This is a genomic window from Microvirga subterranea (assembly GCF_003350535.1).
GTDB classification, from domain to species: Bacteria; Pseudomonadota; Alphaproteobacteria; order Rhizobiales; family Beijerinckiaceae; genus Microvirga; species Microvirga subterranea.
On the sequence record NZ_QQBB01000006.1, the window covers coordinates 22,679 to 45,400 of the forward strand.

Below are 22,722 nucleotides of genomic sequence, written 5' to 3' on the forward strand. Positions count from 1 at the left end.
CTTGGCTGGACCTGAGCGCCGGCGTGTGCTTCATCGCAAGGGTCCGCGATGAACGCAACCCATCCGAGCCTGGCATGATCGATCGAGCCCTCTTCGACCCCGCCGCCGTCAGCGACGAAATCCGCGCCCAGAACACCGACATCGTGGCGAAGCTCGCAGGCCTGCCGGACCCGATGTCGGTGCCGCCTGCCGTCGTGCGGGAGCGCCGCCGGCAGGGACTGGGGCCCTTTCCGCTCATGCCCCTGAGCCCGAAGGCGCAGACGATGACCATCGACGGCCCGGCCGGGCCGATCCCCCTGCGGATCATCGCGCCGGACAACCCGCGCGGCGTCTATTTCCACATCCATGGCGGCGGCTGGACCTGGGGCACGGCGGACGAGCAGGACCCCTGGCTCGACCGCCTCGCCGACCGCTGCGGCCTGGCGGTGGTGTCCGTGGAGTACCGGCTGGCGCCCGAAGATCCCTATCCGGCCGCGCCCGACGATTGCGAGGCCGCCGCCCTCTGGGTGATCCGTGAGGCTCAAAGCCGCTTCGGCACGTCCCGCCTCTTCATCGGCGGCGAGTCGGCCGGCGCCCATCTATCGGCGGTGATGATCCTGCGCCTGCGGGACAGGCACGGCCTGACGCCCTTCCGGGGCGCGAACCTCTTCGCGGGCTGCTACGACCTCAACCTGACCCCGAGCGTGCGGCACTGGGGCCCCGAGCGGCTGATCCTCAACACCAACGACGTCAGGGTCTTCGCCCAGAACTTCTGCGGCAGCACGGACCGGTTCGATCCGGACGTCTCGCCGATCTATGCGGATCTGAAAGGCCTGCCGCCGGCGCTGTTCTCGGTCGGCACGAAGGACATGCTCCTGGACGACACGCTCTTCATGTCGGCCCGCTGGGCCGCCGCCGGCAACAGGACGGAACTCGCGGTCTGGCCGGGCGGATGCCACGTGTTCATCCGCTTCGACAGCGCGATGTCCGAGCAGGCGCTGTCGCGGATCGACGCCTTCGTGGAAGGGCTTTAATCGGCTCCGGCAGGCGATGGGCGCTGGGTCACGCCGATCTTCGAGGCCGCGATGACGGCCTGGGTGCGACTGTCGACCCCGAGCTTGTCGAGGATGGCCGACACATGGGCCTTCACGGTCGCCTCGGAGACGTTGAGTTCATAGGCGATCTGCTTGTTGAGCAGGCCCTCGGACAGCATGGTCAGGACGCGGACCTGCTGCGGCGTGAGGGTCGCGAGGCGACGCACCAGATCGGCGGTCTCCTTGTCCTCGGCGGCCGAAAGGTCCACGTCCGGCGGGGTCCAGGTGTCGCCGGCGAGCACGGCCGAGATGGCGCCGCCGATGCTGTCCACGTCGATGGATTTGGGAATGAAGCCCGAGGCGCCGAATTCCATGGCCCGGCGGATCACCGTCGGCTCCTCGGTGGCCGACACGATCACGACCGGCAGTTCCGGGTGCTGCGCCCTCAGGGACAGCAGGGCCGAGAAGCCCTGGACGCCCGGCATGGTGAGGTCGAGGAGGATCAGGTCGAGGTCGCGCTCCTGGCCGAGGGTCGCGTTCAGTTCGTCGAGACCGCTGGCCTCGATCACGCGGGCTTGCGGCATGACGGAGGCGACCGCCTGCCGCAGGGCCCCACGAAACAGCGGGTGGTCGTCGGCAATCACGATCGTGGTGTTCTGACCCTGCACTCTCGTCTCCTCCCACGCCACTTTTTGTTAGGCCTTAGCCGCATCCCCGCTTACCTGGCAAGGAGGAGGCGAGCCGCCCGGTCCATTCTACCTGAAACTATCGACCCGATGCAGCCGGTTCTTCACAGTTAAACCCTTTGCGCTCTCGCAGCGTCAGGCGCCGATGAGATGAAACACGAGGTCGCGCCGGTGCGGCCGGTCCCGGTGCTCGACGAGATAGAGGCCCTGCCATGTCCCGAGGACCATCTGTCCCTCCATCACGGGAATGCTGAGGGACACGCCGGACAAGACCGTCCGGATATGCGCCGGCATGTCGTCGGGTCCCTCCGTGGTGTGGACGTAGCCTGCGTTGCGGGGCGCCAGCCGGTCGAAGGCGGTCATCAGGTCGCGCCGCACGTCCGGGTCTGCATTCTCCTGGATCACCAGGGAGGCCGAGGTGTGACGGCAGAAGACGGTGAGCAGCCCCTGGAGGATGCCGGTCCCGAAGACCCAGCGCGCTGCGGCGTCCGTGATCTCCGTGAAGCCCGGGCCTTTCGTCTCCACGATCAGCCGGCCGCTCGCCTGCTGGGTCACGCTGCCCTGTGTGAGGGTTTCAACCTCCAGCATGCTCATGCCTCCTCGCGTCGGGCCTTCTGGGCCTTGAGAGGGTAGACCTCCTTCTCGCCCCGTTCGAGGATCTTTTCCAGGGTCTCGATCCGGTCCGCTTCCGCCGCGGGCTTGTCCCAGCGGATGCGGTTGATGCGGGGAAACCGCATGGCGACCCCGGATTTGTGCCGGGTCGAGCGCTGCAATCCCTCGAAGGCCACCTCCAGCACGAGCCCCCGGTCCTTGCCGTATTCCACCTCGCGCACGGGTCCGAACCGGTTGACCGTGTGGTTGCGGACGTAGCGGTCGAGCTTGACCAGCTCCTCGTCGGTGAAGCCGTGATAGGCCTTGCCCACGGGCACCAGCTCCTCGCCGCCCGGGCCGTCGCGCCAGACCCCGAATGTGTAGTCGGAATAGAACGACGAGCGCTTCCCGTGCCCGCGCTGGCCGTACATCATGACGGCGTCCACCAGGTAGGGATCGCGCTTCCACTTGTACCAGTAGCCCTTCGGGCGGCCGGGAAGATACGGGCTGTTCGCCCGTTTGATCATGCAGCCCTCGATGGCGTCCGCGTCCGGCCCTGCACCCACCGAGGCCGGGTCCGACCGGGCGGCCGCAAGCTCGTCCCAGGACCCGAAGGGCACCATGGGCGACAGGTCGATGCGCGGGTCGCCCATGCGGGCCACGAGCGCTTCGAGGCGCTGGCGCCGTTCCCGGAACGGCAGGTTGCGCAGGTCCTCGTCGCCCTCGGTGAGGATGTCGTAGACGCGCAGGTGCGCCGGGAACTCGGCGATCAGCTTCGGGGTCACGGCCTTCCGGTTCAGGCGCTGCTGGAGCACGTTGAAGCTCTGCACCCGTCCCTCGCGGACGATGAGCAGCTCTCCGTCGATGGCGCCCTCGAAGGTCAGCGCCTCGACGAGGTCCGGAAAGGCGCGGGAGACGTCCTCGCCGGTGCGGGAATAGATCTTCCGCACGGGGCGCCCGTCGCTCCCGTGACCCGAGACGGCCTGCAGGCGGATGCCGTCCCATTTCCACTCGGCCATGAACTCGGATGCGTCGAGCTTCTCGAAATCCTCGTCCTCGAGCGGATGCGACAGCATCGGCGGCCGGAACGGGGCCGGGTTGCCGGATTCCGGCTTCTCGCCCCGGCCTTCGACCCAGGCGAAGAGGTCCTCGTAGGGCGGCTCCAGCCCATGCCAGATCAGCTCCACCTCGTCGGGCTCGAACCCGCCGAGCTGGGCCACGGCCGTCTTGGCGAGGCGGGCCGAGACGCCGACGCGCAGCTCCCGGGTGATCAGCTTGATCAGCGCCCAGCGCCCGGTCTCGTCGAGGGCGTCCATCCATTCGGCGACGCGAGCGGGCAGATCGCTCTTGCTCGTGGTCGCGAGGGTCTCGACGACCTCCGAGATCGTTGGAACGTGGGGTGGCGGGTTGTTGTGGCCGATGGCGGGCTCGGCGCTCGCCGGTGCCACGCTCTCGTGCCCCGGCGCGGGCCAGATGAGGGCCGTGGTCTCCGCCAGGTCACCCACGTAGTGGTAGGACATGCGGAACAGCACCGGGTCGGTGCGCTCCTCCACGAGGCCGCGGATGAGGCCGGGCTTCGCCTCCTTGAACATCAGCGCGCCGGTCATGGCGGCGAGCGCATAGCCCCGGTCCGGGTCCGGGGTGTGGCGGAAATAGTCCATCAGCAGCCGCAGCTTCGCGTTGCGGCGCGGCTCGTAGGCGAGCCGGTCGAGGAGGGCGGCGAAGCGGTTCATGCGGTCTCTCCCGCCTCTGCCGTGGCCGGGGCCTCCTCGGCCTCGCCCTCGTCGCCGTAGCCCAGCATGTGCAGGGGCCGCGCCTTAATGCCGTGGGTCATGCACCAATGGACGAGCGCGTCCTCCTGGCCGTGTGTGACCCAGACTTCGCCGGCGCCGGTCTCGCGGATGGTGCGGCAGAGGTCGTCCCAGTCGGAATGGTCGGAGATCACGAGCGGCAGCTCCACGCCCTTCTGCCGGGCCCGCGCCCGCACCCGCATCCATCCGGATGCGAAGCAGGTGACCGGGTCGGGGAAGCGGCGGGACCAGAGGTCCTGGATCGAAGAAGGCGGGCAGATCACGATGGCCCCGGCGAGCTTCGGGCGCTCCGCGGCCACGACCTTCGGGGTTTCCCCTAAGGGGATGCCTTCCGACTTGTAGAACTCGGTCAGACGCTCCATCGCGCCGTGCAGGTAGATCGGCTTCTCGTAGCCCTCCTCGCGCAGCAGCGCCATGACCCGCTGCGCCTTGCCGAGCGCATAGGCCCCGACGATGTGGGCGCGCTCCGGAAACAGCGCCACGGAATCGAGGAGCTTTCGCACCTCGCCGCGGGTGTCGGGATGGCGGAAGACCGGCAGCCCGAAGGTTGCCTCGGTGATGAACACGTCGCAGGGCACGAGCTCATAGGACAAGCAGGTCGGGTCCTCGGCGCGCTTGTAGTCGCCCGAGACGACCACGCGGGTGCCGCCTGCCTCGATCGAGATCTGTGCGGAACCCAGAACGTGCCCGGCCGGCGTGAAGCGCACGGTCACGTCGCCGACGCGCAGGCTCTCCCCGAGGGGCGCTTCCTGCGTCGTGTCGGCGAAATCGGCTCCGTAGCGGACACCCATGATGAGAAGCGTCTCCCGCGTCGCCATGACGGCGCGGTGGCCCGAGCGGGCATGGTCGGAATGCCCATGGGTGATGAGCGCCCGCTTCACGGGCCGGACCGGATCGATGTGGAAGTCGCCGAGGGGGCAGTAGAGCCCTTGCGGGGTCTGGGTGAGGATGTCGGTGGAACGCAGCGCCATGGGTGAGGATATAGGGTGGTCCGTGCCGGTGTCATTCCCGGCCGGAGAGGGCAGGGACGCTCTCCGCTTGTCGTCCCCGGCGCGCGTCAGCGCGGGAAGGGGATCCACTCTCCACCCGGTGCCATGGATTCCCTTCCCCTCCGGCGGCTGACGCCGGCTCCGGCCGGGAATGATACAGGGGGTTCTCACTCATTCTCTCGCAGGAGGAGGGAAGGGCCGCCTGGTCCGGTAATCAGCATTGACAGCCTTATCTCTCTCCCCCAATGGCAAGGCCATGCCGCCGACCATGACCCACCGCTCCTCGGGCGACCTCCGCGCCGACCGCCGCTATGAATATGCCCGCGCCGCCTTCGACGAGAAGGACTTCGAGGCAGCGGCCGATCTCGCGCGGCAGGTCCTGGAGCTGGCGCCGGATTTCGCCGCCGCCCATGCGCTTCTTGGGCGCTCCCTGGCGGAGCAGGGCGACCGAGAGGAGGCGGCCGGCGCCCTGCGGCGGGCCCTCGAGCTCGAACCGGACGACACGCTGGGCGTGCGGCTCGATCTGGCGTGGCTCGGCGCGCTGCCGCCGGACGGGGCGATGACGGATTCTTACGTGCGGGCGCTCTTCGACGAGTATGCCCCGAGCTTCGACCGGCACCTCACGAAGAGCCTCGCCTATCGCGGCCCGGACCTCGTCGCCGACGCCCTGCGGCGGGCCTGTTCCCGGCTGGACCGGCCCTACGGCTTCGGCCTGGTGCTCGATCTCGGCTGCGGCACCGGCCTCATGGCCCGGGCGCTGGAGGGCGCGTGCGGCCGGATCGAGGGCGTCGATCTCTCGCGGCTCATGCTGGAGAAGGCCCGCCAGACCAGGCTCTACGCGGATCTCCACGAGAGCGATCTCGTGGGCCTCCTGTCCAGACGGGCGACGGGCGAGGCCGATCTCGTCGTGGCGGCGGACGTGTTCGTCTACATGGCGTCCCTCGAGGCGGCGTTTCGCGAAACGCATCGCGTTCTCGGACCCAAGGGACTTTTTTCCTTCACGGTCCAGGCCCACGGGGGCGAGGGCTACGTCCTCGGAGCCGACGCCCGCTATGCCCACAGCGAGGCCTATCTGCGCGAGCTGGCGGCGACGTGCGGCTTCACGGTCGTCCTGCTCGAACAGGCCTCGACCCGGGAGGACCGGGGCAAGCCGGTTCCCGGGCTTTTGGCTGTCTTCCAGCGTTAGGCCGCCGGCTTCGACGGGTGCGGCGCGTCCTCGTAGCAGCCGAGCACCGACTGGTCGAAATCGATGATGGAGCCGGTCATCAGGCCCGCTTCGGAGCTTGCCAGGAACGCCACCGCGCGGGCGACCTCGGCCGGGTCGAGCAGGCGGCCGAAGGGCTGCGCCGCCTCGGCCTTTTCGAGCCAGCCGTCCTGGGCGCCGTGGTAGAGACGCACGATCCTGTCCTCGCCCTGCGTGTTCATCCAGCCGATGTTGAGCCCGTTCACCCGGATGCGCCACGGCATCAGGCTGAAGGCGGCGTTCTTGGTCAGGGTCGCGAGAGCGCCCTTCGAGCCGCAATAGGCCGTGATGAAGGGCTGGCCGCCATGGGCCGACATGGACAGGATGTTTACCATGGCGCCCTCGATCCTTTCCCGCCGCATGATCTTGGCGGCCTCTTGCATGAGGAAGAAGGGCGCGCGCACGTTCACGGCGAACATGCGGTCGAAGAGCTCAGGGCTGGTGTCGAAGATCGTGCCGCGGTCGGTCATGCCGGCGGCGTTGACCAGCACGTTCACCTTCCCGAAGACCTCGTCGGCCCTGGCCGTGACGGCGCGGGCCTGATCGACATCCGCGAGGTCGGCCCGGACGAACTCGGTCCGGCAGCCCTGGGCGGTGATCTCCCGCGCCACGGCCTCGCCGCGCTCGGCATTGCGGCCGCAGATGACGAGGCCGGCCGCGCCCCGCTTGGCGAGGGTGCGGGCGATGGTCTCGCCCAAACCTTGCGTGCCTCCGGTGACGATGGCGACGGCGTTCTGGAACTGGGATGTTTGCGGCATGGTCTTTTTGTCTTCGTGTCTGGTTGGCGTGACGCCAGAGTGAGACGATCCGAAACAGGATAGCAAGCCGGCAAAGAACCGCTTTCACACTTGAAATCGCGCCCGCATGGCGAAACGCGCAGAAGCACCTATGTTTATGGCGCATGCCGAAAGCGTCCGCGTCCCTCCCTCCCGTCTTCCGCCAATGGTTCGAAAGCCGTGGCTGGGAGCCGCGCAGGCATCAGCTAGATCTTCTCGAGAAGGCGCGGGCAGGGCGCTCGGTGCTGCTGGTGGCCCCCACCGGTGCGGGCAAGACGCTGGCGGGCTTCCTTCCCAGCCTCGTGGAGCTGACGGAGCGCGGCGGGAAGACCCGGGAGAAGCGCGGGCTCCACACCCTCTACATCTCGCCCCTCAAGGCGCTCGCCACCGACGTCGCCCGCAACCTCGAGACTCCCGTCCAGGAGATGGGCCTGCCGATCCGCGTCGAGACCCGGACCGGCGACACCCCGTCCCACAAGCGGGCGCGGCAGATCGAGCGCCCGCCCGACATCCTGCTGACCACCCCGGAGCAGCTCGCCCTCCTGCTGGCCCATCGCGAGGCGCGGGAGCTGTTCAAGGATCTGCGCCGCGTGGTGCTGGACGAGCTGCATTCCCTCGTCACCTCCAAGCGCGGCGACCTGCTCTCGCTCGGCCTCGCGCGGCTCTTCACCATGGCGCCGCAGCTCACGGCGGTCGGGCTCTCCGCGACCGTCCGCGAGCCGGACGACCTGAGGCGCTATCTGGTGCCGCAGCGCCACGAACCCTCTCCCCCCTTGTGGGGGAGAGATGGAGAGGGGGGTGGCAACGGATCGGCTGAGCGCGCCGATCAACCCGTTAGCGCCGTACCCCCCTCCCTGGCCCTCCCCCACAAGGGGGGAGGGGAGCAGGACCTCGCCGATCTCGTCGTGGTTCAGGGCGGCGCGGAGGCGGACATCCGCATGCTGGAATTGGACGAGCGTCTGCCGCTTGCGGGCCACACCGCCTCCCTGTCGATGCCGGCGATCTACGACCTCATCCGGGAGCACAAGACGACCCTGGTCTTCGTCAACACCCGCCTCCAGGCCGAGTACACGTTCCAGGAGCTGTGGAAGCTCAACGACGAAAGCCTGCCGATTGCGCTCCATCACGGGTCGCTGGACGTGTCGCAACGGCGGCGGGTCGAGGAGGCGATGATCGCCGGCAAGCTCAAGGCCGTGGTCTGCACCGCGACCCTCGACCTCGGCATCGACTGGGGCGACGTGGATCTCGTGGTGAACGTCGGCGCGCCCAAGGGCGCCTCGCGCATCATGCAGCGCATCGGCCGCTCCAACCACCGCATGGACGAGCCCTCGAAGGCCTATCTGGTGCCGGCGAACCGCTTCGAGATCCTGGAGTGCCGCGCCGCCCTCGACGCGGTGCACGAGGCTGCCCAGGACACCCCGGACGCCCGCACCGGCGCTCTCGACGTGCTGTGCCAGCACATCCTCGGCATGGCCTGCGCCGATCCCTTTCGGCTGGAGGACCTCTACGAGGAGGTCCGCTCCGCCGCTCCCTATGCAGGCCTCACCTGGGAGGATTTCGAGGCCGCCGTCGCCTTCGTGGCGACGGGCGGCTACGCGCTGCGGGCCTACGAGCGCTTCGCCAAGATCGTAAAGGGCAACGACGGCCTCTGGCGGGTGCGGGACGCGCGGGTCGCGCAGCAATACCGCCTGAACGTCGGCACCATCGTCGAATCCACCATGATCAAGGTACGGGTCGGGCGCAGCTCGCGCTCGAAGCCCGGCACCGTGCTGCCGCGCGGGCGCATCCTCGGGGAGATCGAGGAGTATTTCGCCGAGACCATGACGCCGGGCGATACGTTTCTCTTCGCCGGCGAGGTGCTGCGGTTCGAGGGCATCCACGAGGACGAGGTGATCGCGGTGCGCACCAGCGCCGGGACCGAGCCCAAGATCCCGTCCTACGAGGGCGGCAAGTTCCCGCTTTCCACCTTCCTGGCCGCGCGGGTGCGGGCGATCCTGGCGGACCCGTTCGAGTGGGACCGGCTGCCGCCGCAGATGACGGAGTGGCTCCTGCAGCAGCGCCGCCGCTCGGTGGTGCCCGGGCCGCGCGACCTTCTCGTCGAGACCTTCCCGCGGGCGGGGCGCTTCTACATGACCTGCTTTCCGTTCGAGGGGAGGCTCGCGCACCAGACGCTGGGCATGCTCCTCACCCGCCGCCTGGAACGGGCGCGGCTCAAGCCCCTGGGCTTCGTGGCGAACGATTACGGCATCGCGGTCTACGCCTCCGGCGACATCGCCGCCCGGGCGGCGCGGGACCCGGGCTTCATGGACGAGCTGTTCTCGGAGGACATGCTGGGCGACGACCTGGAGGATTGGCTCGCCGAATCCTCGCTAATGAAGCGCACGTTCCGTCAATGCGCCGTGATCGCCGGGCTGATCGAGCGCCGCTTTCCGGGACAGGAGAAGACCGGCCGGCAGGTGACGGTCTCGACGGACCTCGTCTACGACGTGCTGCGCAAGCACGAGCCGGACCACGTGCTGCTCCGCGCCGCCCGGGCGGATGCGGCAACGGGACTCCTCGACGTAAGGCGCCTCGGCATGATGCTGTCGCGCATCCGGGGGCGAATCATCCACAAGCCGCTCGACCGGGTTTCCCCTTTGAGCGTCTCCGTCATGCTGGAGATCGGCCGCGAGCGCGTCTATAGCGACAACGCGGACGAGATTCTGGCCGAGGCGGAAGCAGCGCTTCTCGACGAGGCTTTGGCGTGACGGCTTTGCTCAAGAACAAACAGACAACACATGAAATCGGCCTGCAGGGACGCACCGCCGTTCTCGACCTGACGGGGGCGATGTACCTGCCCGACGAGGATGCGCTCCTCGTGGCGGACCTGCATTTCGAGAAGGGCTCGTCCTTCGCGAGGCGCGGCATGATGCTGCCGCCCTACGACACCCGCGAGACGCTGATCGCGCTCTCGGACGCGGTGCAGCGATACAGCCCCCGCACGGTGATCGCCCTGGGCGACAGCTTCCACGACATCGGCGGCCCGGAGCGTCTCGGCGACGAGGAACGGACGACGCTGGAGGGCGTGCAGAGCGGGCGCGACTGGATCTGGGTGACGGGCAACCACGACCGGATCCTGCCCGAGAGCATCGGCGGCCAGGTGGTCGAGGAGATGGAGCTCGGACCGCTCACCCTGCGCCACGAGCCGCAGGAGGGCGCCGGGGCCGAGGTCGCCGGCCACCTCCACCCGGTCGGCAAGGTGGTGATGCGCGGGCGCTCGACCCGGCGGCGCTGCTTCCTGACCGACGGCTCCCGCTGCATCATGCCGGCGCTGGGCGCCTATGCGGGCGGGCTGAACGCCTGCGACGCCGTGTTCAAGCCGCTCTTTCCGAAGGGCTTCACGGCCCACCTCATCGGCACCGAACGCATCTTCGCCATCGCGAAGGCGATGCTCTGCCGGGATTGATCCGGGTCAGTCGCGCCGGAAGATCACGTTGGCACCCCAGCCGAAGAAGATGGCGAGGAGCGCGGTCGTCAGGCCGTAGAGCACGCTCCAGTCCCGCGCCACCTCGCCGACCTGCTGCTCGAATCCGGTCTTCACCAGCTCGAAATGGGTGATGGTGCGAGCGAGGATCACCGTGTCGGCCAGGAGGGTGACCTCCACGTCGTAGTTGCCGGGCGGCGCTGTCGCCGGCAGCGGAATGCTGGCCCGGAAGATGCTGGGCGTCAGGAAGGTCACGCCGCGCTCGTCCTCATGGTAGAGGCCTTCCTGCTCCTTGAGCCGGTAGAGGGCGTCCCGGAACGGCTGGTCGGCCCCGTCGCGAACGTTCGTGAAATCCGGCGCGTCGATGATGGCGCGCAGGCCGATCTTCTGCCGCTGCCGCAGCTGCGGACTGGTGATCTCGTCAATCGGCGCCGACATCAGGACGCCCAAGTAGGAGGGCGCAAGCGGGAACTTCTGCTGCTCCTGGTTGATCCAGACGGGGCCGATCTGCTCCTTCTCGCGCACGACGAGGTACTGGGTGGGGCCGCGCACGGTGACGACCGCGTCGTAGCCCGTGGCGCGGGAGATCGTCTGCGCGTCGCGCTCGATGGCGCCGAATACCGCGATGGACGTGCCCGTATAGTTCGACGTGATCAGGACGCGGTGGTTCGACAGGGACGTGATCAGGGTCTCGGCGGAGGCCGGGACCAGGCTTGCCCAGCAGAGGCTCAGCAGGAGGACGAGCGCCCTCATGTGCGCGACTCCTGCACCGTGATGGAGAAGGGCTCGTCGGGATGGACCACCAGCTCCATGGCGAAGCGCAGGCCGACGGCGAGCAGGAGGAGGGCCAGGAGGAACCGGAACAGCTCGGCCCGGAGGTAGCGTCCCGCCCGCGCGCCGAACTGCGCGCCGAAGACGCCGCCGACGATGAGCAGGATGGCGAGCACGATGTCGACCGCCTGGTTCGCCACCGCGTGCAGGATGAGCGCCACGAGGGTCGTGCAGACGATCTGGAACTGGGACGTGCCCACGACCACGCTGGTCGGCACCCGGAAGATGTAGAGCAGCGCCGGCACCATGATGAAGCCGCCGCCGATGCCGAGAAGCGCGCCCGCGAACCCGACGAAGAGCGCAAGCCCCAGGATCGGGATCACGCTCGCATAGAGCTTGGAGCGATAGAAGCGCACGCGAAAGGGCAGGCCGAGATAGGGGGCGTGCTCGCCCGCCTGGCGCCGGAGCCGCACGGAACCGCCCTTTCGCTTGGTCCAGAATTCCCGGAGGCTCTCCTTGAGCATGAGGCTTCCGACGACGGTGAAGAGCGTCACGTAGGAGATCACGATCACGAGATCGAGCTGGCCGGCGCGCCTTGCCGCCGCGAAGAACCAGACGCCGAGCACCGAGCCGATGAAGCCGCCGGCCACCAGGATGGTCCCGAGCTTGAAGTCGAGCGCCTTCCGGCGAAGGGCGTTCAGGGAGCTGGTCGTGGAGGAGGCGACGATCTGCGCCGATTGCGTGGCGACCGCGACCGCCGGCGGGATGCCGAGGAAGATCAGCAGCGGCGTCATCAGGAAGCCGCCGCCGATGCCGAACAGACCCGAGATGAAGCCAACCGCCGCGCCCATTCCTAGGATGAGGAGAACGCTCACGGGCATTTCGGCGATAGGCAAATAAATTTGCACCCCGGTCCCCCTATGGCCGGTGCAGCCAGGCTCTGGTTATGACGTCGCTGAACGCGACTTTAAGCGTTGTGCCTGAACGGAAGCTGACAGGTCTGTGCGTTTTGTCAGCTCCTGGGATCGGCCTTGGTTTCCAGCGCGGCGGTCCGGCCGCGGGCCGCGGGCGCGGTCCCGTTCGCGGTCGTGTCGACCGGCCGGGGCTGCCAGCGCTCCACCGTGGTCTTCGCCGCGGCGAGTTCGGGGGCGGTGAGGCGCGCCGCGACGTCGTCGCGCTTCTTCGCCGCCTCGGCGTCGCCCTGTGCGGCCGCGAGGGAGAACCACTGGAAGGCCTTGGAGAAATCCGTTCGGGTCCCGATGCCGCGCGCGAAGAGCACGCCGAGATTGAACTGGCTGTCCTGCAACCCGGCTTCGGCAGCCTCCGTGTACCAGCGCAGGGCGCCCGGGTAATCCGGCTTGCCGTCGATCCCGGAGGCGAGCAGCGTCGCCAGGTTGTGCATGGCGCGGACGTTGCCGACGACGGCCGCCCGTTCGTACCAGGTCAGGGCCAGCCGGGTGTCGCGCAGAAGGCCGACCCCCTTCTCGTAGAGCATCGCGAGGCGCTCCTGGGCCGGAGCGTAGCCGGCCCGCGCCGCGCTCTCGTAGAGATGGGCCGCAAGGATCGGGTCGTGCGCCAGCTCGCGCCCCTCCGACGCGCGGGATGCGATCTCGTAGATCGCCGTCGCGTCTCCGGCGAGGGCCGCCTCCCGCAAGGCAGCGGGAACCTGGGCGGGGAGGTCGCCGACCGTGCCCGGATCGACGCGGATCTTCACAGGCGCCGGAAGCGAGGCCAGGCTCGATCCCTGCAGCAGGCTCGCCTCGGCGGGCGATGCGGCGACCGTCACGATGCTGGCGGGAGGCGGTGGCGCCTCGGCGACCGCCTGCGCGGGGACGGCCGATGCCTCCTGCGCGTCGGGCCGGTTCGCGAGGATCTGGGCCGCGCCCGCGGCGATAACCAGGAAGGCGAGCCCGAACAGGAGCGGGCGCCGGCGGGCGTCGAGGCTCCGGCGCAGCCGCTCGATCAGCGACGGGGCCGAGGAAGCCGGTTTCTCGGCCGCGGCCTCGGACGCGTCCGTCACGGGAGCGGGCGGCTCGACCGGCAGAGGGGGCGCGGAGCCGAGCTTCTCGGGCAGGGATGTCTGCGAGGCCCGCCGCGCGGCCGCGATGAAGTTGGCCCGCACGTTGCCGAGGTCGCTCTCCCGCGGGGCAGAGGCGGCGGCCGGAACGGGCGGCGCATCCGATCCTGCCATGGCGACAGGGGACAGGACGTCGGGCGCATGCGAGGGATCCGACGTCTCGGCGATCTGGGACAGGGCCGCGGCATGGAGCCGGCGCACCGCCGCTTCGAGCCGATCCGCCGAGGGCATGTCGCCGGCGCCCTGGCCCGCCGCCGGCTGGACCTGGCCGGACCTTCCGGCCTGAAGCACTGGCCCGGGATAGCGCGACACCAGGGTCTCCAAGGCGTCGCGGATGGCGCGCAGCGTCTCCTGGGTCTTCTTGTCTGACCGGGATTGCAGCGCCTTCAGCTCGACGAAGCCCTGCTTGAGGGCGTCGACGTCGCCGGAGGCAGGCGTATCCCGGTGGATGTCCTGCAGGGCGGTCCTGGTCGCGCGCTCGACGATGGACGCGGTCTCGTCCTGCATCTTCCTCAGCTGGCTGGTCGCCTCGTCGAAGACCTGGCGCAGAGGCTCGGACGACGGCTCGACGATCCGGTCCGCGAGCGCGGCGATGCGCTGCTCCAGGGCATCGAGGGCCGCATGCGAGGGAACGGGTTGCTCGAACCGCTCGCTGATCGCGCGAAGCATGAGCTCGATCGTGGAGGTGTCGGCCTGCTGGCCGACCTGACGCAGCTCCTCCTCGATGCGGTCGAAGCGCTTGAGCAGAACGTCGTGAGACGCCCCATCCGCCACGGATGCGAGTTGCGAGGACAGGTGCTCCATCTTCGCCGCCAGCGCCTCGGTCTGCTCGAGGCGGGAATCCGTCATGGACGCCATGCGCTCGGTGAGGAACGAAAGCTGCTCGGCGATGGGATCGAGATTGGCGGGCTCCGGCTCGGCGCGGCTGGCGAGGGCATCGAGACGACGGCTCAAGGTTTCCAGCTGCTCCGGCACGGTGCTCGCCTCCTGGGCCGCGACCGTGCGGCCGAGGGCGGCGCAGACATCCTCGAGGGAGCTCTTGAGCGCCGCGAAGTCGCTGCGCCCCACCTGGTTGTCGCGCAAGTCCGCGATCTGGCGGCCCAGGGAGGCGACCTCGCCGGACAGGCGCTCGATCTGCTGCGGCTCGGCCCGGCCGGACAGCTCCTGGCGGAGATCGACGATCTGCCCGGCCAGGAACTCGATGGCGAAGCGGTCGACGCCGGCCCTGGAGGCCTCGTCGATCCGGGTCCTGATCTGCTCGATCCCGGCCTCGATGCGTCCGTGCACGCCATCGGCGACCTCGCCCGACAGGGACTCGACTCGCCGGAAGATCGCCGCGACGGAATTCGCCAGGGTCACGACATCCTTGGTCGGGCGCCCCTGCTCAAGATGCTGCGAGACGTCCCGGACGGCCCGGTCGAGGGCCGTGATCTCGTCGCGCGTCGCAAGGTCTCCGAGCGTGGCGCGAAGCTGCTCGATATCCGCGCGGATCGCCTCGAGGGCCGGCGGCATGGCGGCATCGGCCGGCCGCTCCAGGCGCTCCGCCAAGCGCGACATGTCCGTGCGCAGGCCCGTGAGCGTTTCCGAAAGGGGTGCGAGCGCCTTCATGGCGTCCTGGACCGGGAACTCGATGCGGGCCGGAACGGCGCGCTCCGAGATGACCTGCCGCTCGACCGTGTCGAGGCGCTCCTTCAGGGCCGTCAGGGCCTGCGAGAGCGCGGAGGCGATCCGGTCCTGCTGGTTCGCCGACATGCGGGCGGTCTCGTTGAGGCGCTCTTCCGCGTGCTCGATCCAGCTCGCCATGGATTCGAGGGCGATCGCCGTCCTCGTGGCCTCGTCGGGCCCGAGGGCGGCGCCCGAGGGCTCCGCCTGGCCCGGAGCTTTACGCCGGCTCTCGACGAGGCGGGCGATGATGCCGTCGAGGTTGTCGCCGGCGCGGCGGCGCTCGGGCCTGTGTGACGGGCCCTGCTTCCCGTCCGGTCCGGCCAGGGTGGCCGCGAGCCAGTCCTCGACCCGCATGCCCGACCGGCGCGCGGCGGCCTCGGCGATGTCGCGGGCGTCGAGCCCCAGCTCGTCGAGTTTCGGGAGAACGTGTCGGCTCATGGCAACGCCCAGGGGAACTATGAACTGGAACTCTGAATGCGTCCGACCGGGGCCGACCCCATTCCGGCCCGTCGGGACGGTCCGAAGGACAGGTTATGGCGAATCACGAGCCATTCCCGGCCTTCGAGCCGACGGCGCAGCTTTTGGCGATCGTGGTAAAAAAGCCGTTAAGGCGACGGTATTTAGCCGGACCGGACACTGACCCTGCGGGAGCTTCCTTTCCGTCGCTTTTCTAGGAAAAAGAGCCGTTACCGCTCCGGTACACGCCTTTGTTGCAAACGTCTTGCTATAACGATAATATATGTTCTATTATTTCATTACGCGTGAATCGCGGTTCCCCCTACGGGATTTCGATTCCGGCAAGCGAACGGAAAAAACCGGGGCACGGCATGAACAAAGATACGCTCGGACATTATTCGATTCATTCGACCGAAGGCGCGGCGGAGAGCGGCAAATCCTATACCATCGGCGATCTGGCGCGTGAGTTTGGCGTAACCCTGAGGACCCTGCGCTTCTACGAGGACCGCGGCCTCCTCTCGCCCCGTCGCGACGGCACCTCCCGCATCTACGACGCGCGCGACCGCGACCGCCTGTCCGTCATCCTGAAGGGCAAGCAGCTCGGCTTCACCCTCACCGAGATCCGCGCCATGCTCGCCGAGGACCGCATGGGCGACGGCGCTTCGGCCAAGCTCCAGCTCTCGATCGACCAAATCGAGGATCAGATCAGCCACTTGGAGCAGCAGAAGGCGGAAATCGAGGAGGCTCTCGCGGAGCTCCACGCCCGTCGTGCCGGGATGGCCGCTGCGGCCTGACGCCGGAGAGCCTTGGCCGGGCATGGCGGTCCATGTCCCTGCGCCTCAAGGCGGAGATGCGCCGGCGAGCCCTTCGGCGTCTCCGCCGGCTTGGCCGCTCGCTGTCGTAAGCCCTGATCCGACGACTTGAAGGACCGGCCCGGCATCGTTTCTCAGCGGAATGGGACGAAGTGCTCGACCCGCAAAGACCGGGATATCGTTCGAGTGTGATGCCGGCCTCCTGCGACCCTCGCATTCAAGCTGTCATCGCGGCCTATCCGCCCGGACTCCGGAAGGACCTGCTGAGGGTCCGCGGCCTCATTGACGAGGCGGCCGAATCCGCCGGCATCGGTGCGCCTGTCGAGACCATGAAATGGGGCCAGCCGGCCTACATGCCCTCGCGGCCGCGGATCGGCACGACCGTCAGGATCGATGCATTCGGGTCATGATCACTTCGCCGTCTTCTTCCATTGCCGGACCGGCCTGGTGCCGACCTTCCGGGCTCTCTACCCGGACGAATTCACATTCCATGGCCGGCGCGCCATCGTCCTCCCGGTCGGCTCCAGCCTTCCGGCCTATGCCCTGCGGCACTGCCTGACCCTGGCGCTGACATATCATCTGCATCCCGAACACCGACAGCGCCGCCTCATCCCTTCCGGATAAGCCGCCTGCTACAGCCGGCAATTTCGCGCCCTACCTCTTCCCCTACACGACTCGATAGTTTATATGTGAACTATCTGATGCCGGCGCCGCGGCGGATGCAGCGTGATGCCGGGCCAATCGAGCTGGGAGGATCTCCATGCCGGTCTACAAGGCCCCCGTCGAAGACGTGATGTTCCTGCTGAACGACGTCTTCCCCATCGAACGCTACAACAACCTGCCGGGCTTCGCCGATGCGACCCCCGATACGGTCGAGGCGATCCTGGGCGAGGGCGCCAAGCTCTGCGAGGAGGTCTTCGCGCCCCTGAACCTCTCCGGCGACCAGGAGGGCTGCACGCGTCACCCGGACGGCTCCGTCACGACCCCGAAGGGCTTCAGGCAAGCTTACGAGGCCTATGCGGCGGGCGGCTGGATGGGCCTTGCGGCGCCGGAAGAGTACGGCGGGCAGGGACTGCCCTCGGCCCTCAACACGATCATGCAGGAATTCGTCTCCTCGGCGAACCTGGCGCTCGGCATGTATCCGGGCCTGACGCAGGGAGCCATCGCGGCGCTGCTGGTCCACGGCTCGGACGAGATCAAGAAGACCTATCTGCCGAAGATGGTCGAGGGCGTCTGGACCGGCACCATGAACCTCACCGAGCCCCATTGCGGAACGGATCTGGGCCTGCTCAAGACCAAGGCCGTGCCGAACCCGGACGGCTCCTACGCGATCACCGGCACCAAGATCTTCATCTCGGCCGGAGAGCACGACATGGCCGAGAACATCGTCCATCTGGTGCTGGCGCGCATCGAGGGAGCGCCCGCCGGCACCAAGGGCATCTCGCTCTTCGTGGTGCCGAAGGTCCTGGTGAACCGGGATGGCTCGCTCGGTGAGCGCAACGGCGTCTCCTGCGGCTCCCTCGAGCACAAGATGGGCATCCACGGCAATGCCACCTGCGTCATGAACTACGACGGCGCGAAGGGCTGGCTGATCGGCGAGGCGAACCGCGGCCTCAACGCCATGTTCGTGATGATGAACGAGGCGCGCCTCGCGGTCGGCGTGCAGGGGCTGGCCCAGTCGGAGGTCGCCTATCAGAACGCCGTTGCCTATGCGAAGGACCGGCTCCAGGGCCGCTCGCTCACAGGCCCGAAGTTCCCTGACAAGCCGGCGGACCCGATCATCGTGCATCCGGACGTGCGCCGGACGCTTCTCTCCATCAAGGCCTTCAACGAGGCCGCCCGCGCGCTCGTGGTCTGGACGGCCCTGAAGAGCGACGTGGCGCACCGCTCCTCCGACGAGGCCGAGCGGCAGCAGGCGGACGACCACATGGGCCTCATGACCCCGGTGGTGAAGGGCGTGCTGACCGATCTCGGCTTCGATATGGCCGTGAGGGCGCAGCAGATGTTCGGCGGCCATGGCTATATCGAGGAATGGGGCATGTCGCAGTTCGTGCGCGATGCCCGCATCACCATGATCTACGAGGGCGCCAACGGCATCCAGGCCATGGACCTCGTCGGCCGCAAACTCGGCAAGGACGGCGGCCGCGCCATCATGGGCTTCTTCAACGAGGTCGGCGCCTTCTGCCAGGAGAATGCGGGCGACGAGAGCCTGAAAGGATTCGTCGAGCCGCTCCAGCAGGGCCTCGGCCACCTGCAGCAGGCCACCATGTGGTTCATGCAGAACGCCATGGCGAAGCCCGACAACGCGGGCGCCGGCGCCACCGACTACATGCACCTCTTCGGCCTCGTGGCGATGGGCTACATGTGGGCCAAGATGGCCAAGGCTGCGCAGGCCCGGAAGGCTGACGGCAACGGCGTCGCCGAGCGGATGGACGCCAAGATCCTCACCGGCCGCTTCTACATGGAGCGCATGATGCCGGAGACCGGCCTGCGCCTGGCGCGGATCTCCACGGGCGCCGATGCCACCATGGCGATGCCCGCCGAGATGTTCTGATTGCAACGAGCGTCATCCCGGCCGAAGCGAAGCGCAGAGCCGGGATCGCATGATGAGCAAAGCACTCTATTCTGTTGACGATCCCGGATCGCTCGAGCGTCCGGGATGACAACCTGACCGGGAGATCCTTCATGGCCAATGCTTTTATCTATGACGCCGTCCGCACGCCGCGCGGGCGCGGCAAGCCGGACGGCTCGCTGCATGAGGTGCCGGCGGTTGACCTCGCGGTCACCACGCTCGACGCCATCCGCACGCGTAACGATCTCGACCCGGTGCTCCTGGAGGACGTGGTGCTCGGCTGCGTCGATCCGGTGGGCGAGGCGGGCGGCGACATCGCGCGCGCGGCGGTGCTCAAGGCCGGCTTCGGCAAGGAGGTGCCGGGCGTGCAGATCAACCGCTTCTGCGCCTCCGGCCTCGATGCCGTGAACCTCGCGGCCGCGCAGGTGATGACCGGTATGAAGGATCTGACCGTCGGCGGCGGCGTCGAATCCATGAGCCGCGTCGGCATGGGGGCGTCCGGCGGCGCATGGCCGGTCGATCCGGGCATCGCCATCGCCAACTACTTCCTGCCGCAGGGCATCTCGGCCGACCTCATCGCCACCAAGTACGGCTTTTCCCGCGACGACGTCGACGCCTACGCGGTGGAGTCGCAGAAGCGCGCCGCGAAGGCCTGGGAGGAGGGCCGCTTCAGGAACTCCGTGATCCCGGTCAAGGACATCAACGGCCTCACGATCCTCGACCGAGACGAGCACATGCGGCCGCAGACCGACATGCAGTCGCTGGGCCAGCTCAAGGCCGCCTTTGTGCAGATGGGCGAGATGGGCGGCTTCGACGCGGTCGCGATCGCGGCGCATCCGGATGTGGAGTTCGTCAACCACGTGCATCATGCGGGCAACTCGTCGGGCATCGTCGACGGCGCCTCCGCGGTGCTCGTCGGCTCGAAGGAGGGCGGCGCCAAGGCCGGCTTGAAGCCGCGCGCGCGCATCAAGGGCTTCGCGTCCATCGGCTCGGACCTCGCCCTCATGCTCACCGGCCCCATCGACGTGTCCGAGCTTGCGCTCCGCAAGGCCGGCATGACGAAGGACGACATCGACCTCTTCGAGATCAACGAGGCCTTCTCGGCCGTGGTGCTGCGCTACATCCAGGCGATGGACCTCGACCCCGCAAAGGTGAACGTGAACGGCGGCGCCATCGCCATGGGCCATCCGCTCGGCGCCACCGGCGCCATGATCCTCGGCACGGTGCTCGACGAGCTGGAGCGCACCGACAAGCAGACGGCGCTGATCACGCTCTGCGTCGCGGCCGGAATGGGCACGGCGACGATCATCGAGCGGGTTTGATGTGATCGTCATCCCGGGGCCGCGCAGCGGAACCCGGGATCGTAGGACCAGATATCGGATGACGATCCCGGCTCTTCGCTTCGCTGCGGCCGGGATGACGAAAATCCCTCCGGGAGAACCAGAATGACGACATTCATCAATTTCCGCTTCGAGGTCGATTCCGACGGCATCGCGCTCGCGACCTGGGACATGGCCGACCGGTCCATGAACGTCATCACCCCCGAGGTGATGGAGGAGCTGTCGCGCCTCGTCGAGACGGTCGCGGGCGACGAGGCCATCAAGGGCTGCGTCATCACCTCCGGCAAGGAGGCCTTCTCGGGCGGCGCGGACCTCACCATGCTCCAGGGCCTGAGCGCGCAATATGCGAAGCTCGCCAAGGAGAAGGGCGAGGAGGAGGTCATGCGCTTCTTCTTCGAGGAATCGCGCAAGCTCTCCCTGCTCTACCGCCGCCTGGAGACCTGCGGAAAGCCGTTCGCGGCGGCGATCCACGGCGTGTGCCTCGGCGGCGCCTTCGAGCTGGCGCTCGCCTGCCATTTCCGCGTGCTGTCGGACTCGGACGCGACCCGCGTCGGCCTACCGGAGATCAAGGTCGGCCTCTTCCCCGGCGCCGGCGGCACGCAGCGCGTGGCGCGCCTGATGCAGACCGGCGACGCGCTGCAGATGCTGTTCAAGGGCGAGCAGATCCGCGCCCTCATGGCGCGCAACATGGGCCTGGCCCACGCGGTCGCCGCGCGCGATCAGATCGTGCAGGCGGCCAAGGACTGGATCAAGCAGGGCGGCTCCGCGGTCGCGCCGTGGGACCAGAAGGGCTTCAAGCTCCCGTCCAACAAGGTCTACTCGGCCGCCGGCATGCAGATCTGGCCCGCCGCGAACGCCATCTATCGCCGTGAGACGCAGGACAACTACCCGGCGGCCTACGCGATCCTGGAGGCGGTCTACCAGGGCCTGCAGCTACCGATGGACCTGGCTCTCAAGGTCGAGTCGCGCTGGTTCGCCAAGATCCTGCGCTCGAAGGAGGCGGCGGCGATGATCCGCACGCTCTTCATCTCCATGCAGGAGCTCAATAAGGGCGCGCGCCGACCGAAGGACGTGCCGGCTACCAAGATCCGGAAGGTCGGCGTCGTCGGCGCCGGCTTCATGGGTGCGAGCGTCGCCTATGTGACGGCAAATGCGGGGCTCGAGGTCGTGCTCATCGACCGCGACGTGGAGGCGGCCGAGAAGGGCAAGGCCCATTCCCACAAGCTCATGTCCGACCAGATCATGAAGGGCCGCGCCAAGACGGCGGACCGCGACGCGCTGCTTTCGCGCATCACGGCGACGGCGGATTACGTGGCGCTGTCCGATTGCGACCTCGTCATCGAGGCGGTGTTCGAGGACCCGAAGGTGAAGGCCGAGGTGATCGGGAAGGTGGAGGCCGCGATCCGGCCCGACTGCATCTTCGCGTCCAACACCTCGACCCTGCCGATCTCAGAGCTCGCCAAGACCTCGAAAAACGCAGGCCAGTTCATCGGCATCCACTTCTTCTCGCCGGTGGAGAAGATGATGCTGGTCGAGATCATCATGGGCAAGGAAACGGGCGACAGGGCGCTTGCCACCGCCCTCGACTACGTGCGGACCATCAAGAAGACGCCGATCGTGGTCAACGATTCCCGCGGCTTCTTCGCCAATCGCTGCGTGCTGGCCTACATCCTCGAAGGCCATCTCATGTTCCTCGAAGGCGTGCCGCCGGCGATGATCGAGCAGGCCGGCAAGCAGGCCGGCATGCCGGTGGGGCCGCTCTCCCTCAACGACGAGGTCGGCGTCGACCTCGGACTCAAGATCCTCAAGGCCACCAAGGCGCAACTGGGCGAGGCCGCCATCGTGCCGGAGCAGGAGCAGCTTCTCGTGCGCCTCGTGGAGCAGGACGGCCGCTTCGGCCGCAAGAACCGCAAAGGCTTCTACGATTATCCGGAAGGCGCGCCCAAGCGACTCTGGCCCGGATTGAGGGATCTTCAGCCGAAGCATCTGGAGCCCGAGCTCATCGACATGCAGGAGCTGAAATCACGCCTCCTCGTGACGCAGGCTCTCGAAGCCGCGCGCACGGTGGAGGAGGGCGTAATCACCGATCCGCGCGAGGCGGATGTGGGCTCGATCCTCGGCTTCGGATTCGCGCCCTTCACGGGCGGCGCGCTCTCCTACATCGACTTCATGGGCCCCAAGGCCTTCGTGGAGCTGTGCCGGGAGCTTCAGGCCAAGCACGGCGACCGCTTCTCGCCGCCGAAGATCCTCCTCGACATGGCGGCCTCCGGCGAGACCTTCTACGGACGCGCCGCCAAGGAGAAGAAAGCGGCTTGAGCGGCTTCAACCCTCTCCCCCTTGCGGGAGAGGGTGACCTGCAAAGCAGGCTCGGAGAGGGGCAGAGGTCGTCTGGCGGCTTTCCCTCTCCCGGCTCACTCCGTTCGCCACCCTCTCCCGCGAAGGGGAGAGGGCAGGGAG

General features: G+C 68.2%; 18 protein-coding genes. 10 read left to right on the top strand and 8 right to left on the bottom strand.

Features of this window, described 5'->3' with window-relative positions; all coding sequences use genetic code 11:
• Window positions 1–74 precede the first annotated feature (74 nt).
• Complete coding sequence (locus DES45_RS15615) at window positions 75–1,013, top strand: alpha/beta hydrolase (RefSeq protein WP_114770960.1); 939 nt, start codon at window positions 75–77, stop codon at window positions 1,011–1,013.
• Here DES45_RS15615 and DES45_RS15620 read toward each other — a convergent pair.
• The 4 genes from DES45_RS15620 to DES45_RS15635 form a co-directional block, all read right to left on the bottom strand.
• Window positions 1,010–1,681 (bottom strand): response regulator transcription factor, encoded by a 672-nt coding sequence (locus DES45_RS15620; RefSeq protein ID WP_114770961.1) that lies wholly within the window; start codon window positions 1,679–1,681, stop codon window positions 1,010–1,012. The genes DES45_RS15615 and DES45_RS15620 overlap by 4 nt on opposite strands.
• Window positions 1,682–1,834: 153 nt before the next feature.
• Window positions 1,835–2,287 carry a secondary thiamine-phosphate synthase enzyme YjbQ gene (locus DES45_RS15625; RefSeq protein ID WP_114770962.1) on the bottom strand — a complete coding sequence of 151 codons (453 nt, stop codon included), beginning with the start codon at window positions 2,285–2,287 and terminating at the stop codon, window positions 1,835–1,837.
• Between the two features lie 2 nt (window positions 2,288–2,289).
• Complete coding sequence (locus tag DES45_RS15630; protein ID WP_114770963.1) at window positions 2,290–4,023, bottom strand: cisplatin damage response ATP-dependent DNA ligase; 1,734 nt, start codon at window positions 4,021–4,023, stop codon at window positions 2,290–2,292.
• Window positions 4,020–5,072: a ligase-associated DNA damage response exonuclease gene (locus tag DES45_RS15635; RefSeq protein ID WP_114770964.1), complete on the bottom strand. Its 1,053-nt coding sequence runs from the start codon at window positions 5,070–5,072 to the stop codon at window positions 4,020–4,022. Before DES45_RS15635 ends, DES45_RS15630 begins: the two co-directional genes overlap by 4 nt.
• A gap of 238 nt (window positions 5,073–5,310) precedes the next feature.
• Between DES45_RS15635 and DES45_RS15640 the strand changes: the two genes are divergently transcribed.
• Window positions 5,311–6,276, top strand: a complete 966-nt coding sequence (locus tag DES45_RS15640) for a class I SAM-dependent DNA methyltransferase (protein WP_245571745.1) — start codon at window positions 5,311–5,313, stop codon at window positions 6,274–6,276.
• On the opposite strand, the gene DES45_RS15645 is transcribed toward DES45_RS15640, so the two are convergent.
• The gene (locus tag DES45_RS15645) at window positions 6,273–7,091 is read right to left on the bottom strand and encodes an SDR family oxidoreductase (protein ID WP_114770965.1); all 819 of its coding nucleotides are present in this window, start codon (window positions 7,089–7,091) and stop codon (window positions 6,273–6,275) included. The genes DES45_RS15640 and DES45_RS15645 overlap by 4 nt on opposite strands.
• Window positions 7,092–7,234: 143 nt before the next feature.
• On the opposite strand from DES45_RS15645, the gene DES45_RS15650 reads away from it, so the two are divergent.
• Together DES45_RS15650 and pdeM are read left to right on the top strand one after the other, a co-directional pair.
• Window positions 7,235–9,856 carry a ligase-associated DNA damage response DEXH box helicase gene (locus tag DES45_RS15650; protein WP_114770966.1) on the top strand — a complete coding sequence of 874 codons (2,622 nt, stop codon included), beginning with the start codon at window positions 7,235–7,237 and terminating at the stop codon, window positions 9,854–9,856.
• Window positions 9,853–10,554 carry a ligase-associated DNA damage response endonuclease PdeM gene (gene pdeM / locus DES45_RS15655; RefSeq protein ID WP_114770967.1) on the top strand — a complete coding sequence of 234 codons (702 nt, stop codon included), beginning with the start codon at window positions 9,853–9,855 and terminating at the stop codon, window positions 10,552–10,554. The genes DES45_RS15650 and pdeM overlap by 4 nt, the downstream gene beginning before the upstream one ends.
• Before the next feature lie 6 nt (window positions 10,555–10,560).
• Here the strand turns inward: pdeM and DES45_RS15660 are convergent, their stop codons facing one another.
• From DES45_RS15660 to DES45_RS15670, 3 genes are all read right to left on the bottom strand, one after another.
• Window positions 10,561–11,325: a TIGR02186 family protein gene (locus tag DES45_RS15660; protein WP_114770968.1), complete on the bottom strand. Its 765-nt coding sequence runs from the start codon at window positions 11,323–11,325 to the stop codon at window positions 10,561–10,563.
• A complete protein-coding gene (locus tag DES45_RS15665) occupies window positions 11,322–12,251 on the bottom strand; it encodes a sulfite exporter TauE/SafE family protein (protein WP_114770969.1) in 930 nt (309 codons plus the stop codon). Before DES45_RS15665 ends, DES45_RS15660 begins: the two co-directional genes overlap by 4 nt.
• Before the next feature lie 104 nt (window positions 12,252–12,355).
• On the bottom strand, window positions 12,356–15,523 hold the full coding sequence (locus DES45_RS15670; RefSeq protein WP_114770970.1) for an SEL1-like repeat protein: 3,168 nt from the start codon (window positions 15,521–15,523) through the stop codon (window positions 12,356–12,358).
• 389 nt (window positions 15,524–15,912) lie between these two features.
• Between DES45_RS15670 and DES45_RS15675 the strand changes: the two genes are divergently transcribed.
• From DES45_RS15675 to DES45_RS15700, 6 genes are all read left to right on the top strand, one after another.
• Complete coding sequence (locus DES45_RS15675) at window positions 15,913–16,335, top strand: MerR family transcriptional regulator (protein ID WP_114770971.1); 423 nt, start codon at window positions 15,913–15,915, stop codon at window positions 16,333–16,335.
• A 209-nt stretch (window positions 16,336–16,544) separates the two neighbouring features.
• Window positions 16,545–16,763 carry a DUF1801 domain-containing protein gene (locus DES45_RS15680; RefSeq protein WP_114770972.1) on the top strand — a complete coding sequence of 73 codons (219 nt, stop codon included), beginning with the start codon at window positions 16,545–16,547 and terminating at the stop codon, window positions 16,761–16,763.
• Window positions 16,747–16,977: a hypothetical protein gene (locus DES45_RS15685; protein ID WP_114770973.1), complete on the top strand. Its 231-nt coding sequence runs from the start codon at window positions 16,747–16,749 to the stop codon at window positions 16,975–16,977. Before DES45_RS15680 ends, DES45_RS15685 begins: the two co-directional genes overlap by 17 nt.
• A gap of 136 nt (window positions 16,978–17,113) precedes the next feature.
• A complete protein-coding gene (locus DES45_RS15690; RefSeq protein WP_114770974.1) occupies window positions 17,114–18,907 on the top strand; it encodes an acyl-CoA dehydrogenase C-terminal domain-containing protein in 1,794 nt (597 codons plus the stop codon).
• Between the two features lie 131 nt (window positions 18,908–19,038).
• Window positions 19,039–20,247: an acetyl-CoA C-acetyltransferase gene (locus DES45_RS15695; protein ID WP_114771294.1), complete on the top strand. Its 1,209-nt coding sequence runs from the start codon at window positions 19,039–19,041 to the stop codon at window positions 20,245–20,247.
• 123 nt (window positions 20,248–20,370) lie between these two features.
• Window positions 20,371–22,581, top strand: coding sequence for an FAD-dependent oxidoreductase (locus DES45_RS15700; RefSeq protein WP_114770975.1), 2,211 nt, complete (start codon window positions 20,371–20,373; stop codon window positions 22,579–22,581).
• Window positions 22,582–22,722 lie beyond the last annotated feature (141 nt).

What these genes read in the sequence shown, in the direction of transcription:
- DES45_RS15615 (WP_114770960.1), top strand. Translation starts at nt 75, where the DNA reads ATGATCGATCGAGCCCTCTTCGACCCCGCCGCCGTCAGCGACGAAATC.
- DES45_RS15625 (WP_114770962.1), bottom strand. Translation starts at nt 2,287, where the DNA reads ATGCTGGAGGTTGAAACCCTCACACAGGGCAGCGTGACCCAGCAGGCG.
- DES45_RS15630 (WP_114770963.1), bottom strand. Translation starts at nt 4,023, where the DNA reads ATGAACCGCTTCGCCGCCCTCCTCGACCGGCTCGCCTACGAGCCGCGC.
- DES45_RS15635 (WP_114770964.1), bottom strand. Translation starts at nt 5,072, where the DNA reads ATGGCGCTGCGTTCCACCGACATCCTCACCCAGACCCCGCAAGGGCTC.
- DES45_RS15645 (WP_114770965.1), bottom strand. Translation starts at nt 7,091, where the DNA reads ATGCCGCAAACATCCCAGTTCCAGAACGCCGTCGCCATCGTCACCGGA.
- DES45_RS15650 (WP_114770966.1), top strand. Translation starts at nt 7,235, where the DNA reads ATGCCGAAAGCGTCCGCGTCCCTCCCTCCCGTCTTCCGCCAATGGTTC.
- DES45_RS15660 (WP_114770968.1), bottom strand. Translation starts at nt 11,325, where the DNA reads ATGAGGGCGCTCGTCCTCCTGCTGAGCCTCTGCTGGGCAAGCCTGGTC.
- DES45_RS15670 (WP_114770970.1), bottom strand. Translation starts at nt 15,523, where the DNA reads ATGAGCCGACACGTTCTCCCGAAACTCGACGAGCTGGGGCTCGACGCC.
- DES45_RS15675 (WP_114770971.1), top strand. Translation starts at nt 15,913, where the DNA reads ATGAACAAAGATACGCTCGGACATTATTCGATTCATTCGACCGAAGGC.
- DES45_RS15680 (WP_114770972.1), top strand. Translation starts at nt 16,545, where the DNA reads ATGCCGGCCTCCTGCGACCCTCGCATTCAAGCTGTCATCGCGGCCTAT.
- DES45_RS15685 (WP_114770973.1), top strand. Translation starts at nt 16,747, where the DNA reads ATGCATTCGGGTCATGATCACTTCGCCGTCTTCTTCCATTGCCGGACC.
- DES45_RS15690 (WP_114770974.1), top strand. Translation starts at nt 17,114, where the DNA reads ATGCCGGTCTACAAGGCCCCCGTCGAAGACGTGATGTTCCTGCTGAAC.
- DES45_RS15695 (WP_114771294.1), top strand. Translation starts at nt 19,039, where the DNA reads ATGGCCAATGCTTTTATCTATGACGCCGTCCGCACGCCGCGCGGGCGC.
- DES45_RS15700 (WP_114770975.1), top strand. Translation starts at nt 20,371, where the DNA reads ATGACGACATTCATCAATTTCCGCTTCGAGGTCGATTCCGACGGCATC.